The organism is Bradyrhizobium archetypum, assembly GCF_013114835.1.
GTDB lineage: Bacteria > Pseudomonadota > Alphaproteobacteria > Rhizobiales > Xanthobacteraceae > Bradyrhizobium > Bradyrhizobium archetypum.
Genome location: NZ_JAAVLW010000007.1, coordinates 74576 through 87664 on the forward strand (window position 1 = coordinate 74576; position 13089 = coordinate 87664).

General features: G+C 63.0%; 16 protein-coding genes. 9 read left to right on the forward strand and 7 right to left on the reverse strand.

Annotated elements, in window-relative coordinates; translation table 11 throughout:
• The first annotated feature begins 87 nt into the window (after window positions 1-87).
• From rplQ to HCN50_RS23190, 4 genes are all read left to right on the forward strand, one after another.
• Entirely contained in the window at window positions 88-504 is a 417-nt protein-coding gene (gene rplQ / locus HCN50_RS23175) for a 50S ribosomal protein L17 (protein ID WP_171712189.1), read from the forward strand.
• A 128-nt stretch (window positions 505-632) separates the two neighbouring features.
• Window positions 633-1091, forward strand: a complete 459-nt coding sequence (greA, locus tag HCN50_RS23180) for a transcription elongation factor GreA (protein ID WP_171712191.1) — start codon at window positions 633-635, stop codon at window positions 1089-1091.
• A 26-nt stretch (window positions 1092-1117) separates the two neighbouring features.
• Window positions 1118-1417, forward strand: coding sequence for a DUF1330 domain-containing protein (locus tag HCN50_RS23185; protein ID WP_171712193.1), 300 nt, complete (start codon window positions 1118-1120; stop codon window positions 1415-1417).
• Between the two features lie 131 nt (window positions 1418-1548).
• Window positions 1549-1899, forward strand: a complete 351-nt coding sequence (locus HCN50_RS23190; RefSeq protein WP_171712194.1) for a DUF1236 domain-containing protein — start codon at window positions 1549-1551, stop codon at window positions 1897-1899.
• Between the two features lie 61 nt (window positions 1900-1960).
• Here the strand turns inward: HCN50_RS23190 and HCN50_RS23195 are convergent, their stop codons facing one another.
• From HCN50_RS23195 to HCN50_RS23210, 4 genes are all read right to left on the reverse strand, one after another.
• Entirely contained in the window at window positions 1961-2311 is a 351-nt protein-coding gene (locus tag HCN50_RS23195; protein WP_171712195.1) for a hypothetical protein, read from the reverse strand.
• A 180-nt stretch (window positions 2312-2491) separates the two neighbouring features.
• Entirely contained in the window at window positions 2492-3985 is a 1494-nt protein-coding gene (locus HCN50_RS23200) for an amidase (RefSeq protein ID WP_171712196.1), read from the reverse strand.
• Between the two features lie 7 nt (window positions 3986-3992).
• Window positions 3993-4970, reverse strand: coding sequence for a Bug family tripartite tricarboxylate transporter substrate binding protein (locus HCN50_RS23205; protein WP_171712197.1), 978 nt, complete (start codon window positions 4968-4970; stop codon window positions 3993-3995).
• 128 nt (window positions 4971-5098) lie between these two features.
• Window positions 5099-6112 carry a zinc-binding alcohol dehydrogenase family protein gene (locus HCN50_RS23210; RefSeq protein WP_171712198.1) on the reverse strand — a complete coding sequence of 338 codons (1014 nt, stop codon included), beginning with the start codon at window positions 6110-6112 and terminating at the stop codon, window positions 5099-5101.
• 130 nt (window positions 6113-6242) lie between these two features.
• Here HCN50_RS23210 and HCN50_RS23215 point away from each other — a divergent pair, with 130 nt between their 5' ends.
• From HCN50_RS23215 to HCN50_RS23230, 4 genes are all read left to right on the forward strand, one after another.
• Window positions 6243-6620, forward strand: a complete 378-nt coding sequence (locus HCN50_RS23215; protein ID WP_171712199.1) for a winged helix-turn-helix transcriptional regulator — start codon at window positions 6243-6245, stop codon at window positions 6618-6620.
• Between the two features lie 83 nt (window positions 6621-6703).
• Entirely contained in the window at window positions 6704-8098 is a 1395-nt protein-coding gene (locus HCN50_RS23220; protein ID WP_171712200.1) for a DegQ family serine endoprotease, read from the forward strand.
• Complete coding sequence (locus tag HCN50_RS23225; protein ID WP_171712201.1) at window positions 8095-9432, forward strand: replication-associated recombination protein A; 1338 nt, start codon at window positions 8095-8097, stop codon at window positions 9430-9432. The genes HCN50_RS23220 and HCN50_RS23225 overlap by 4 nt, the downstream gene beginning before the upstream one ends.
• Window positions 9433-9521: 89 nt before the next feature.
• A complete protein-coding gene (locus HCN50_RS23230; protein WP_311968137.1) occupies window positions 9522-10139 on the forward strand; it encodes a tetratricopeptide repeat protein in 618 nt (205 codons plus the stop codon).
• A gap of 18 nt (window positions 10140-10157) precedes the next feature.
• Here the strand turns inward: HCN50_RS23230 and HCN50_RS23235 are convergent, their stop codons facing one another.
• The 3 genes from HCN50_RS23235 to HCN50_RS23245 form a co-directional block, all read right to left on the reverse strand.
• On the reverse strand, window positions 10158-10445 hold the full coding sequence (locus HCN50_RS23235) for a YciI family protein (protein ID WP_171712204.1): 288 nt from the start codon (window positions 10443-10445) through the stop codon (window positions 10158-10160).
• Between the two features lie 76 nt (window positions 10446-10521).
• Window positions 10522-11202, reverse strand: coding sequence for a winged helix-turn-helix transcriptional regulator (locus tag HCN50_RS23240; protein ID WP_171712206.1), 681 nt, complete (start codon window positions 11200-11202; stop codon window positions 10522-10524).
• 24 nt (window positions 11203-11226) lie between these two features.
• A complete protein-coding gene (locus HCN50_RS23245) occupies window positions 11227-11661 on the reverse strand; it encodes a hypothetical protein (protein WP_171712208.1) in 435 nt (144 codons plus the stop codon).
• Between the two features lie 214 nt (window positions 11662-11875).
• Here HCN50_RS23245 and HCN50_RS23250 point away from each other — a divergent pair, with 214 nt between their 5' ends.
• Window positions 11876-13081 carry an RluA family pseudouridine synthase gene (locus tag HCN50_RS23250; protein WP_171712210.1) on the forward strand — a complete coding sequence of 402 codons (1206 nt, stop codon included), beginning with the start codon at window positions 11876-11878 and terminating at the stop codon, window positions 13079-13081.
• Window positions 13082-13089 lie beyond the last annotated feature (8 nt).

Sequence of the window (13089 nt, forward strand, 5' to 3'; positions counted from 1 at the left end):
ACTCGCTGTCCGGGGCGAACGCAGGCAGCCCACCTGAGCACAAGTCCGACGAACCGTCGCGACGAAGACAGATCAAGGAATACATCAATGCGTCACGGCAAGGTTCATCGTAAGCTCAACCGCACCGCCGAGCATCGCCGCGCGATGTTCGCCAACATGTGCGCCGCCCTGATCAAGCACGAGCAGATCGTCACCACGCTGCCGAAGGCCAAGGAGCTGCGCCCGATCGTGGAGAAGCTCGTCACCCTCGGCAAGAAGGGTGGGCTGGCTATGCGCCGTCAGGCGATCTCCGAGATGCGCGACATCGACCAGGTCAAGAAGCTGTTCGATGTGCTGGCGCCCCGCTACAAGGACCGCCAGGGCGGCTACACCCGCATCATCAAGGCCGGCTTCCGCTACGGCGATAACGCGCCGATGGCCGTGATCGAATTTGTCGATCGCGACGTCGACGCCAAGGGTCAGGATTCCGGCCCGGTGGAAGAGAAGTCCGCCGAGGCGGCGTAACGCTTCCAAATCGCAGTTTTCCAAAGCGGCGCTTCCAGCGCCGCTTTTTTGTTGCCCGGCGCGCCCGGTATCGCGGCCAGAGCGTACCTTCACAGGAACCGTCCCGGGCCGCCAGGCGTTTAACACCTATGAGTAGAGCATTCGTCAAGGAAACACAGGACGTCGAAGGTCTGCCTGACCGGCCCATCTCCGATCTTCCGAATGATGTAACGGCTGAAGGTCTCAGCCGGATCGAGCAAGCGTTGACCGCGGCGGAGGCGGCCCAGGCCGCGGCACAATCCGCAGGCGATCGCGCGGCGCTGACCAGCGCTCGCCGTGATCTCCGTTATTGGAGCGCGCGCCGCGCCACGGCAAAGCTGGCCCCCGAGCCATCAGACAATTCCGTCGTGCGCTTCGGCCACACCGTGACCGTCGTGCGCGAGGATGACCGGCGGCAGACGTTCCGGATCGTCGGCGAAGACGAAAGCGATCCCGCGCACGGGACGATCTCGCACGGATCGCCGCTGGCGCGCGCGCTGTTCGGCAAGGGAATCGGCGATGTCGTCGCCATCGCCGGAGGCGAAGCAGAGATCGTCGATATCCGGTGATGCGTAGGACCGACCCCGGGTAAAGAATGTCAGCCTACGTTATTTCCGAAGTCGATGATGTGCGCGATCCGGCAGGGTTCGAGGTCTATCGCAGCCTCGCTGCAAAAGCGATCGCGCATTATGGCGGGCGCTATTTGATCCGTGGCGGCGCGGCGGATTTGATCGAAGGCGGCCCGCCGCCGAAAACTATCATTGTCGTCGAGTTTCCGACGATGCAGCGCTTGCGCGAATGGTACGCCTCGCCGGAATATGCGGAGGCGCTGAAAATGCGGCAGACGGCGTTCGATCGGCGGCTGATCTTCGTCGAGGGCGCCCCACCGGCCTAATGGAATAAGGGGCGCGTCAGGCGCTATCTTTGCGCATTCAACGCATTGCAGCGCTGAATTCCTGCCGGAACAAGTGAGTGAATAATCTGTTTTTCCCGCAGCCGCGCTGATGCGGTTTGAGGAGGAACTAGATGAAGAAACTGTTCATACTTGCGGCGGCAGCGTCGCTGGTTGCGACGATGGCCAATGCGCAGACCACCGTAGTCACTCCCGGAACGACCACCGGAGCTGCGGGCGCCACGATTCAGATCGAGCCGGAATATCGCACCCGGATCAAGAGCTATGTCACCGAGCACAAGATCCGGCCGATCGAAACGCGAGAAAGGATCGTGGTTGGCGCGAAGGTGCCGGCCGACGTCGAACTCGCGCCGGTGCCATCGGATTGGGGCCCGTCCGTGACGAAATATCGTTATGTCTATTCGAATAACCGCGTGATGCTGGTCGATCCGGCAACGCGTACCGTGGTGCATGAGATCGACTAATTGCTCTCGTCGCTCCATGCAAAAAGGGCCGCCATTTCGGGCGGCCCTTTCATTTGCAGGATTACCAGTGATGCCAGTAACGGCGGTGATAAAACCGCGGACCATAGAATCGCGGACCGCCATAATAGGCGAACGCCGGGCGAACCACGCGACGATAGCGAACGACGGGATAGTAAGGCTCGTCGTAGTAGCCGCCGTAATAGGCCGGGTAATATCCGCCGTAATACGGGTAGGGGTCATAGGCATAGGCGCTCGAAGCCAAGCCGCCGATCACCGCGCCCGCGATCAATCCGCCCGCCACGGCCGGGAAAAATCCCCCTCCGCGCCAGTGGGCCTCTGCCGGCGACGGTGCCGTTACGGCCGTCAAGCCCAAGACTGCCGCCGCGGCTAAAGCCAAAGGTGCTTTCCTCATGGATTACTCCTTTCCGTAAAACCGAGACTTGCTAAACACATTCGGGTGAAGTTCGTTGCTTAAGTGCCCAGTTTTAAAGAGCTTTGACGGTAAATTTAATTTTGATGAATGGGCGTTCACCAGAGGAAGTTGCAGGCGCCCGATCGGGAACCGGTTGTCGCGAACCGGGATGACGAGCACTCAGTCAAAGTCCCGAAAACCCGGCCGCGAGCAGATCGGCGGCTGGCGACGCAACCAGGCGAGATCCGGAACAGGGCGCGCCGTCTCCGGATTGGCGCCAAGCAGCGCCTCGATCTCGCGGGCAACCGAAAGTGTCGCGGTGTCGCCGCCGCGTGGGCCGATGATCTGGATGCCGAACGGCAATCCGGCGCCGTCGCGGCCGGCCGGTATCGCCACCGCCGGATGCCCGGCATTGGTCACCGCATAGGCTAGCGCCAGCCAGTGGAAATAGGTTTTGGTCGCTACGCCGTCGATCATGGCCGGGTAGAGTTCCGACCACGGCCGCGGGCTGATCGTGACCGCCGGGGCAATGACAAAATCGTGCTCGCCGAAGAATTGCTGCCAGCTTCGATAGAGCAACGTCTGCAGCGAGAGCGCGCGCGCGACATCGAGCGCGGAATATCCGAGGCCCTCGGCGATGTTGTCGCGAATGTTGGGGCCGACCTTGTCAGGATATTTCTCGACGAGTTCGCGGTGGCGGCCGAGGAATGCGACGGCGCGCAAGACGCGGAATACTTCATCGGCATCGCTGCAGTCGGGGTGCCTCCATTCGAGGCTGCGGAACGACGATCTGAGTGTCGCGAGCTTCTTCCTGAACGTCTCGGCAATGGCGCGCTCCGTCGGCGCAAATCCGAAATCGGTGGTCGCCGCGATACGCAAGGTGGCGAGATCGGTCCCCGGCGGATTGCGATAGGCGGTGCGCACGGGTGTTCCGCCGGCATGGAGGATCGTCGACAGCGGATCGCGCGCGTCGCGGTCCAGCATGCAGGAAAGCATCAGGCAGGCGTCGGATACGGTTCTTGCCATCGGCCCGAGCTGCGAGATCTGCAGCCAGGCCATGTTGCGGCTGTTGCTGGCGATCAGTCCGGGCGAGGGCCGGAAGCCCACGACACCGCAGAATGCAGCGGGATTCCTGACCGAGCCGCCGGTGTCCGAGCCGGTCGCCAGCGGCACCATGCCGGTGGCGAGCGCCACCGCCGATCCACCGGACGAGCCGGCAGCGGAGCGTTCGGGATCGAACGGGTTGCCGGTGGCGCCATGAAGCGCGTTGCGGGTGTTGCCGCCCGCACCCCATTCGGGGACGTTGGTCTTGCCGACGACGATGGCGCCGGCGCGCTTGAGCATTGCGACGATCGCCTCATCCTCAGCCGCGACATTGTCCGCGAACAGCACGCTGCCAAAACTCGTCGGCAGCCCCTTGGCGTCGATCAGGTCCTTGACGCCGAGAGGAAGCCCGTGCAGCGGTCCGAGGTCGTCGCCGCGCATCACGGCAGCTTCGCTCTCCCGGGCCGCTCCGCGCGCCGTATCGAACGAGCGCGCGATGATCGCGTTCACCGCGGGATCGATCTCCTCGATACGCCGGATGCAACTGTCCATTAGTTCGACCGGCGAAAGCTTGCGTTCGCCGATCAGCGCCCGGGCCGTTACCGCGGGCAGATCGCACGGCTCGGTCATGTCAGGATTACTCTTCCTTGATCCCGCCCTGGCGGGCCAGTTCCTTCATTGCAGCCGTTTCCTCGGCGATGAAGCCGGGCCAATCCGAATAGCGCTTGAAGGCGGCTTCATACCCGACCTTCTGGAAGCGCTCGATCACCGAAGGGCTTGCGATGGCTTCTTCCAGCGCCGAGGCAAGGCGGTCGCGAATGGCTGGCGGAATTCCCTTGGGCGCGACCACGGTGCCCCAGGAGACGAAGTCGATATTGGGATAGCCGAGTTCGGCCAGCGTCGGAACGTCGGGAAGGAGCGATGAGCGTTTAGCGGAGAACACCGCGAGCGGGCGAACCACACCGGATTCAAGCAGTGGCCTGATCGCGATCACGGTGTCCACGTGATACTCGATATGCTTGCCCATCAGGTCGTTCATCGCCGGCGCGCTGCCCTTGTAGGGTAGATGCACCATCTTGATGCCGGCGCTCGATTTGAAGAGCTCGCCGGCAAAATGCGAAGTGGTTGCCACGCCGTAGGAGGCAAGCGATAGCTTGTCGGGATTGGCCTTGGCTGCGGCGACCAGCGCCGCGACGTCCTTGATCGGATTATCGCGATGGGTCACCAGCACCATAGCCAGAGTGCCGGTCTGGGCTATGGGTTCGAAATCCTTCGCGCTGTCGTAGGGCACGTTCTCCTTCACCGCATGCTGCAGGGTGAAGGTCGAGTTCGAGCTGGAGAACAGGGTGTAGCCGTCAGGTGCCGCGTGGGCCACCTCCTTGGCGGCGATGGTTGTACCGCCGCCGGGGCGATTGAGCACGATCACAGGCTTGCCCAGACGTGCTTCGAGCTCGCCGGCCAGGATACGGCCCACGACATCGGAGGCTCCGCCCGCGGGGAATGGCACGATCAACTGCAGCGGCTTTTCGGGATAGCCACCTTGTGCAGTTGCGATCGAAGCACAATCCAGTACACAGGCCGACGCGATCGCGGCCGCCAGAAACTTACGCAACATGTCGAAACAGGCCTCCCGTCTTCCTTGACCCCTGGCAATTCGCGCCGGGGTTTTCGGCGACAGCCATCCCGGATCGATGGAATAGGCTCCCCTGAATCGACCTTGCGATCAACCCTGTTGTTTGGTCGCTACCATCCCTCCAGCACAATCTTGCCGCGCGACTTGCCGCTTTCCAAAAGTGCGTGCGCGCGCTTGAGGTTAGCTGCGTTGATGGTACCAAAAGTCTGGTCGAGCGTGGTGCGCAGCACGCCCTTGTCGAGCAGATCTGCCACGTCGTTGAGCAGATGATGCTGCGCGATCATGTCAGGCGTCTGGAACGACGAGCGCGTGAACATCGATTCCCAGTGGATCGAGACCGCCTTGCCCTTGAAGGCGGAAACGGTGAATTCCGGCGGGTCATCGATCAGGCCGAACTTGCCTTGTGGCGCGATGAATTCGGCGATCGCCTTGTAGTGCTGGTCGGTGAAGGTGAGGCTTGCGACGAGGGCAACCGGCGGCACCTTCAGCTTTTCGATCTGCTCCTTCATCGATTGGGAATGATCGATCACGGCGTGCGCGCCGAGATCGAGACACCATTTTTGCGATTCGGGGCGCGTGGCGGTGGCGACCACTGTGAGCCCGGTGAGACGGCGCGCGAGCTGGATCAGGATCGAACCGACGCCGCCGGCGCCGCCGATAATCAGCAGCGTGCGTGGATCGAGGCTCTTGCCCGGTACGGCGCCGAGCCGGTCGAACAGTAATTCCCAGGCGGTGATCGAGGTCAGCGGCAAGGCGGCGGCCTGCGCGAACGACAGCGACTTCGGCTTCCTGCCGACGATGCGTTCATCGACCAGATGAAACTCCGCATTGGTGCCCTGACGCAGGATCGAGCCGGCGTAAAACACCTCATCGCCCGCCTTGAACAGCGTGACGTCGGGACCGACGGCATCGACGATGCCCGCGGCGTCATAGCCCAGGATTTTGGTCTCGCCCTCGGGTGGGGCAGCGCGCTTGCGGACTTTGTAATCGACCGGATTGGCCGAGATCGCTTTGACCGCGACGCGGATATCGCGGCCCTTCGGTTCCGGCTTGGCGGTCTCGAAGTCGATCAGCGCATTGGCGTCCTCGATGGGGAGCGATTTTTGGTATCCGACGGCCTTCATGTCCGTGCCTCCTGGCTGGTGCAAATCATTCCCGGCCTAACTGTCGCGGTGGCGTCCTCTTGGCAAGTACTGTAAATTCGGGGAACTAGTCCCTGTTTGGATACTATTGGTAAACCTCCAGGAAAACCTCATGAAACGGCGGAATTTCGCCCGTCGGCCGGGCTGCGCGGTGGAAGCCACGCTCGACCTGATCGACGGCAAGTGGAAAGGTGTGATCCTGTTCCATCTGCAGGCCGGCACCCAGCGCTTCGGGGAGTTGCGGCGACGGATGCCCGGGATTACCCAGCGCATGCTGACCAAGCAGCTTCGCGCGCTGGAGGACGACAAGCTCGTGATCCGCAAGGTCTATGCCGAGGTGCCGCCGCGGGTCGAATACACGCTGTCGGAGATCGGCGAGAGCCTGCGGCCCGTGATCGAGACGCTCAGGGCATGGGGCGAGGGCCATCAGGAAAGGCTTTCCTGCGGGCCCGCGCCAGACGCCGTCAAAGCATCCGATCGCGCCGCCTAGCTGCCGTCATGGTGTACCGCTTTATCTTCTCTCGTTGCCGCCGCGCATCTATATGTCAGGCGCTAATTTCCAGGATTTTCGAGATGAGTTTGATCCGCTTCTTCGCTCTGCTGCTGGCTTCAGTGGTCGTTGCAACGCCGGCGCTGGCACAGGACCGCCGCGTGCCGACCTCGGGCGCCGAGCTCAGGCTATCCTATGCGCCGATCGTGCAGCGGGCGCAGCCGGCGGTGGTGAACGTCTACGCCGCGAAGACCGTGCAGAACCGCAACCCGCTTTTGGACGATCCGATCTTCCGCCGCTTCTTCGGCGTGCCCGGTCAGCAGCCCGAACAGATGCAGCGCTCGCTCGGCTCCGGTGTGATGGTCGATGCGACGGGGCTCGTCGTCACCAACAATCACGTCATCGAGGGCGCCGATCAGGTCAAGATCTCGTTGGCCGACAAACGCGAGTTCGAGGCCGAGATCGTGCTCAAGGACAGCCGCACGGATCTCGCCGTGCTGCGCGTGAAAGACGGCCGGGAAAAGTTCGCTACGCTCGACTTTGCCAATTCCGATGAATTGCTGGTTGGCGACGTCGTGCTCGCGATCGGCAATCCCTTCGGCGTTGGTCAGACCGTGACGCACGGCATCGTCTCGGCGCTGGCGCGCACGCAGGTCGGCATCACCGACTACCAGTTCTTCATCCAGACCGATGCCGCGATCAATCCCGGCAATTCCGGCGGCGCCCTGGTCGACATGGCGGGCAAGCTGGTCGGCATCAACACCGCGATCTTCTCGCGCTCCGGCGGCTCGCAGGGCATCGGGTTTGCGATTCCCGCCAACATGGTGCGCGTGGTCGTGGCCTCCGCGAAAAGCGGCGGCAAGGCGGTGAAGCGGCCGTGGCTCGGCGCCAAGCTGCAGGCGGTGACGCCCGAAATCGCCGAGACGCTGGGCCTGAAACTGCCGAACGGGGCCCTGATCGCCAATGTCACGCCGAACAGTCCGGCCGCGCGCGCCGGACTGAAGCCGTCGGATCTGATCGTCGGAATCGAAGGGCAGACGATCGACGATCCCAACGCGTTCGACTACCGATTCGCCACCCGCCAGCTTGGCGGCGCCGCGCAGATCGATGTGCAGCGCGCCGGAAAGATCATCAAGGTTACGGTGCCGCTGGAGACTGCCCCCGACACCAACCGCGATGAAATCGTGCTCACGGGCCGTTCGCCGTTCCAGGGCGCCAAGGTGGCCAATATTTCGCCCGCGATTGCCGACGAATTGCATCTGGATGCCCAAGCCGAAGGCGTCGTGGTGATCGACCTCGCCGACGACGGCACCGCGGCAAGCGTCGGCTTCCAGAAGGGCGACATCATCCTTGCGGTCAACAACCAGAAGATCAGCAAGACCAGCGACCTCGACAAGGCATCGAAAGCCGGCTCCAGGTTGTGGCGCATCGTCGTGGTGCGCGGCGGCCAGCAGATCAACGTGACGCTGGGCGGATGAGCCCGAAGAAACCACGCGAAGCTGCCAACCTCTTTGCTGCGGCAGGGATGGAAGAGGATGCGCCGCGTCCACTTCCCGACCGGCTGCGCCCGCGCTCGCTCGCCGATGTCGTCGGACAGGATCACATCCTCGGTCCCGACGGGGCGCTGACGCGGATGCTGGAGACGCGCACGCTGGGCTCGCTGGTGTTCTGGGGGCCGCCCGGCACCGGCAAGACCACGGTGGCGCGGCTGCTGGCTGACGCGACCGAATTGCACTTCGAGCAGATTTCGGCGGTGTTTTCCGGCGTCGCCGACCTCAAGAAGGTGTTCGACGCGGCGCGCGCGCGGCGCGAGACGGGCAAGGGCACGCTGTTGTTCGTCGACGAGGTGCACAGATTCAACCGCGCCCAGCAGGACTCATTTCTGCCTGTGATGGAAGACGGCACCGTGGTGCTGGTCGGCGCCACCACTGAAAATCCGTCGTTCGAGCTCAACGCCGCGCTGCTGTCGCGGGCGCGGGTGCTGGTATTTCACTCGCTCGATGCCGTCGCAATCGAAAAACTCTTTGTGCATGCGGAGAAGGTCGAGGGTCGAAAGCTGCCGCTCGATGCGGAGGCGCGCGCCGTGCTGGTCCGCATGGCCGACGGCGACGGCCGCGCCGCGCTGACGCTGGCCGAGGAAGTCTGGCGTGCCGCGCGCAAGGACGAGATATTCAACGCCGCGCAGTTGCAGGAAATCCTGCAGCGCCGCGCGCCGATCTACGACAAATCCGCCGACGGCCACTACAACCTGATCTCGGCGTTGCATAAGTCCGTGCGCGGCTCCGATCCCGATGCCGCGCTGTACTATCTCGCGCGCATGCTGGATGCCGGCGAAGACCCGCTGTTCCTGGCGCGGCGCGTGGTCCGTATGGCGGTGGAGGACATCGGGCTTGCCGATCCGCAGGCGCTGGTGATCTGCAACGCCGCCAAGGATGCGTTCGACTTCCTCGGCCACCCGGAGGGCGAGCTCGCGATCGCGCAGGCCGTGATCTACCTCGCCACCGCGCCGAAATCGAACGCCGCCTACAAGGCCTTTGGCGCGGCGATGCGCACGGCGAAGGAGGGCGGCTCGCTATTGCCGCCAAAGCATATTCTCAATTCGCCGACCAGGCTGATGAAGTCGGAAGGCTATGGCGCCGGCTACGAATACGATCACGACGCGCCGGACGCCTTCTCCGGCCAGGATTACTTCCCGGAAGCGCTGGGACGGCAGACGTTTTACGATCCGCCCGATCGCGGCTTCGAGCGTGAGATCCGTAAGCGGCTGGATTATTGGGCAAAGCTGCGCAGGGAACGGGACAAGCGCGAATGAAAAATGTCGGAAAGTATTTTGCGGCAGTCGGGGTCGTGGCCTTCGCTATACTGGCGTCGACGCTGCCTGCAGCCGCGGAGTCGGTCGAGGTGGCGCCCGGCGTGCAGGTGACGAAGCGAACCTATGCAGCAGCGCCTGTCAACGAGCAGCCATTCTTTGGGTTTGCGGCCAAGAGCACCGAAGACAAGGCTGGCGATGAGAAATTCGTGAGCGCCATTGTCGGAGCCACCGGTTCGCGTGAAAAGGCTTTTGACGAAACAACCTTGCGCGCGTGGCGCGCGGTCAATGCCGGCAAGATTCGCGAGGCCGCGCTGCGGTTTAACCAGGCGTTTCTCATTTTACCCGAGCAGAGTGCCGTCTATCACGGCTTCGCAGTCGTCGCGCAGTTTCGCTTCAACGACCTCGAAGCCGCGGACGAACTCTTCAAGGTCGCGCTCAAGCAGCCCAATCCGGTGAAGGCGCTCAGGGCCGACTATGGCCGCATGTTGCTGATCGCGAAGCGCCCACGCGATGCGCAGCCCGTGCTGGAGCAGGCAGTCAAGGATGCGCCGGATTTCGGCGACGCCTGGACCAATCTCGCCATCGCGCGCTTCCAGAATGGTGACGCGGCGGCCTGCGCAGCGGTGGAGGAAGCCGCCAAGAAGCGTCCGTCCAACAATTCCGGGGCCGACCTGACCGCGGTGAGAAACGCCGCGCACTGTAAATAGCTTCAGTGGCCTTCCGCGTCAGCCCGACTTTACTTCGTAGATTCGAATGCTCGAAATGAAAGGGTTGCCTTGCGCCATCTTCTCGGCGTCGTCTAGCGTTGCCGCGTTGACGATCGTAAAGCCGGTGATGGAGTCGGGTCCGAGCGGAAGGTCCCTTGTTCCCTTTTTCGAGATTTCGCGGCCATTGCCGAAGCCGCCCATGTCGACGGTATGCGGTTTGGTTGCCTCGAACCATTTGCCCCAGGCCGCCATGATTTCCGGGGTGGGCTTTTCAAATCCGTAGTGCAGCAGCACAAATTTCTTCATGCTCAACTCCTTTTCACCGACCGGGGTCGTTGCTTCTTCTTTGACGACGGCGGATTTCGTCCACCGGTGCCTCCGCTCAGTTTGCAGCGGGCGTTGCGCGCCGGCGTTCCGCAAGGTCGAATAAAAACGGAAGCTTGCGGACGATCGCCACGGCGCCGCTTACCCTGGCGCGCTTCGCCTCGATCGCGTCCCGCAGCGAGACGCTCATTCCGACAATCTGGAGCACCGCATCGAACGGAGCTTCCAGCGTCCCCTTGCAGTCGGCAATGCCCCTCTGAATAGCGGTGCCGATGCCGCTGCCCGCGATGGTGAAGCCTGCCGATTTCTTGCCATGGGTGACCACGAGGCCGACCCTGACTTCCGGCACCGGTGAGCGCTTCGCAATGGCGTCAAGGCCCAGCAGCACCCAATCCGGCTCGAACGTGTCGCCGGGCACGGGAGGGAACAGGAAATGGCCGCCCCAGCGGATCAGCTCCCGGATCGCGGGCTGAACTTCCCGCCCGATCTCGGTCAACTCGTACACTTGCGCGTTGAGAGGAGGCGGCAAGCTAGTTCGCCGCACGACGTTGCACTCGATCAGGCTGGTGAGGCGCGTTGTCAGCAAGCTGGGGCTCATGCCGTCAAGATGATCCAAGAGATCGCCAAATCGCTTCGGCCCAAGAAGCAGCTCGCGGATGATCAGGAGAGTCCACCGCTCGCCGATGATCTCCGCCGCGCGGGCAAGCGCGCAGAATTGCGGATAGTGAAGATTGCTCATGCCTGCGCCGTAGGTTGCTCCATGTCATCGCCGGTAGGCGAGGGCGATCAACGGCCCCACGACGGCGAATTGCAGGATCGTGAATGCGGTTTCGAGCAGCACATAATCCGGCACGGAAACCATGACGTTCTTGGCTGCGACCGCCAGCGTGGTGAACGACCACGACAGCAGGCCTGCGCCAAGACCATACAGAAGCCCGTCCTTCAGGAAGGAGCCGCTGCCTTGTGCGAATACGCGGGGGAACAACCACGAGAAGATCGCGCCCTGGATGATCATCGAAGCCAGTCCGAAGGCGATCACCGGCTCATCGCGATAGATCTGGAGTGCGTGATATTTCTGCTCGAACAGGACGAGGTGCCAGACGTAAGCGATCGGAAAGGAGGGAAGCAGGTAGGCGGCAAAGCCAAGCCAAAAACTGCGGAGGCCGGTTGAACGGGCAACGTAAGATGCAGTCCGCATCAGAAAACTCCCGTTTACTACAGTTTTTATAGTAGATAGTATAAAATCTGAAGTCAAGCATTCCTGTCGGTCGATCGCGCCTAATGATCGGAGCCCCGGAACCGGTTCTCCCGAATTCGGCTAACATGTCCGACCCGGGTCTTTGTGCCGATTTTGCCGTGACGATTCGCTGCATTTGCGCTACCGAAAAGCTCACCTTTGGAGCCAGGATCAGATGAGCCGCCGCGACCGAAAACCGCTAGCCAAGTCGCGCTCGCCGGGCGACCGCCCGAAAGGCGCTACTCCTTTTCGCTCCAAGCAGCCCGGCGACCGGTTGCAGGGCAACCGTCCCGGTGGCAAGCCCGCGCGTTTTGCCGAACCGCGCCGGGAGAAAAAGCCTGCTTCCATGGTCGCGGGGCCCGAGAAGATCGAGGCCGAAGTGCCGTTGCCGATCAAGGTTCAGACCGTCGTCGTGACCGCCGACGAAAACAACATGCGCGTCGATCGCTTCCTCGAGGCGCGCTTTCCGGGCCTGTCGTTCTCCCACATCCAGCGCATCGTCCGGAAGGGCGAGCTGCGCGTCAACGGCAAGCGGGCCGACAGCAAGGACAGGCTGGAAGAAGGCCAGAGCGTGCGCATTCCGCCGTTGCGGCTCGATGCGCCGAAAGGCACGGGGCAACTATCGGAGGCGGCCGCCAAGACGCTGCAGGCGCTGAGGGAGATGACGCTTTACGAAGATGCCGACGTCCTGGTGCTCAACAAGCCCGCGGGGCTTGCCGTGCAGGGCGGCTCCGGCATCACGCGCAACGTCGATTCCATGCTGGAAGTGATGCGCGACGCCAAGGGGCAGAAACCGCGGCTGGTGCACCGGTTGGATCGCGAGACCTCGGGCTGCCTCTTGGTCGCCAAGACGCGCTTTGCCGCAACCGCACTGACCGGCTCGTTCCGCCACCGCTCGGCGCGAAAAATCTATTGGGCGCTGGTGGCCGGCGTGCCGAAGCCGAAGCAGGGCCGCATCTCGACCTATTTGGCCAAGGAGGAGAGCGAAGAAGACAGCATCATGCGGATCGCCAAGCATGGTGACGAGGGCGCCAGCCACGCGGTGACGTACTACGCCGTGGTCGAGACCTCCGCGCAGAAGCTCGCCTGGGTGTCACTGAAGCCGGTCACCGGGCGTACCCATCAACTGCGCGCTCACATGGCGCATATCAACCACGCCATCATCGGCGATCCCAAATACTTCAACAAGGAGAACTGGGATCTGCCGGGCGGCCTGCAGAACCGGCTGCATCTGCTCGCGCGGCGGCTCGTGATCCCGCATCCACGCGGCGGCGTGATCGACGTGAGTGCGCCATTGCCGCCGCATATGCTGCAATCCTGGAATCTGCTTGGGCTTGAGTTCGACAGGTTCGACCCGATCGAGAATGCACCGGAGGAGTAGGGGTGGTG

Coding starts and splice junctions, on each gene's coding strand:
- rplQ (WP_171712189.1), top strand. CDS start 88: ATGCGTCACGGCAAGGTTCATCGTAAGCTCAACCGCACCGCCGAGCAT.
- greA (WP_171712191.1), top strand. CDS start 633: ATGAGTAGAGCATTCGTCAAGGAAACACAGGACGTCGAAGGTCTGCCT.
- HCN50_RS23185 (WP_171712193.1), top strand. CDS start 1,118: ATGTCAGCCTACGTTATTTCCGAAGTCGATGATGTGCGCGATCCGGCA.
- HCN50_RS23190 (WP_171712194.1), top strand. CDS start 1,549: ATGAAGAAACTGTTCATACTTGCGGCGGCAGCGTCGCTGGTTGCGACG.
- HCN50_RS23195 (WP_171712195.1), bottom strand. CDS start 2,311: ATGAGGAAAGCACCTTTGGCTTTAGCCGCGGCGGCAGTCTTGGGCTTG.
- HCN50_RS23200 (WP_171712196.1), bottom strand. CDS start 3,985: ATGACCGAGCCGTGCGATCTGCCCGCGGTAACGGCCCGGGCGCTGATC.
- HCN50_RS23205 (WP_171712197.1), bottom strand. CDS start 4,970: ATGTTGCGTAAGTTTCTGGCGGCCGCGATCGCGTCGGCCTGTGTACTG.
- HCN50_RS23210 (WP_171712198.1), bottom strand. CDS start 6,112: ATGAAGGCCGTCGGATACCAAAAATCGCTCCCCATCGAGGACGCCAAT.
- HCN50_RS23215 (WP_171712199.1), top strand. CDS start 6,243: ATGAAACGGCGGAATTTCGCCCGTCGGCCGGGCTGCGCGGTGGAAGCC.
- HCN50_RS23220 (WP_171712200.1), top strand. CDS start 6,704: ATGAGTTTGATCCGCTTCTTCGCTCTGCTGCTGGCTTCAGTGGTCGTT.
- HCN50_RS23225 (WP_171712201.1), top strand. CDS start 8,095: ATGAGCCCGAAGAAACCACGCGAAGCTGCCAACCTCTTTGCTGCGGCA.
- HCN50_RS23235 (WP_171712204.1), bottom strand. CDS start 10,445: ATGAAGAAATTTGTGCTGCTGCACTACGGATTTGAAAAGCCCACCCCG.
- HCN50_RS23240 (WP_171712206.1), bottom strand. CDS start 11,202: ATGAGCAATCTTCACTATCCGCAATTCTGCGCGCTTGCCCGCGCGGCG.
- HCN50_RS23245 (WP_171712208.1), bottom strand. CDS start 11,661: ATGCGGACTGCATCTTACGTTGCCCGTTCAACCGGCCTCCGCAGTTTT.
- HCN50_RS23250 (WP_171712210.1), top strand. CDS start 11,876: ATGAGCCGCCGCGACCGAAAACCGCTAGCCAAGTCGCGCTCGCCGGGC.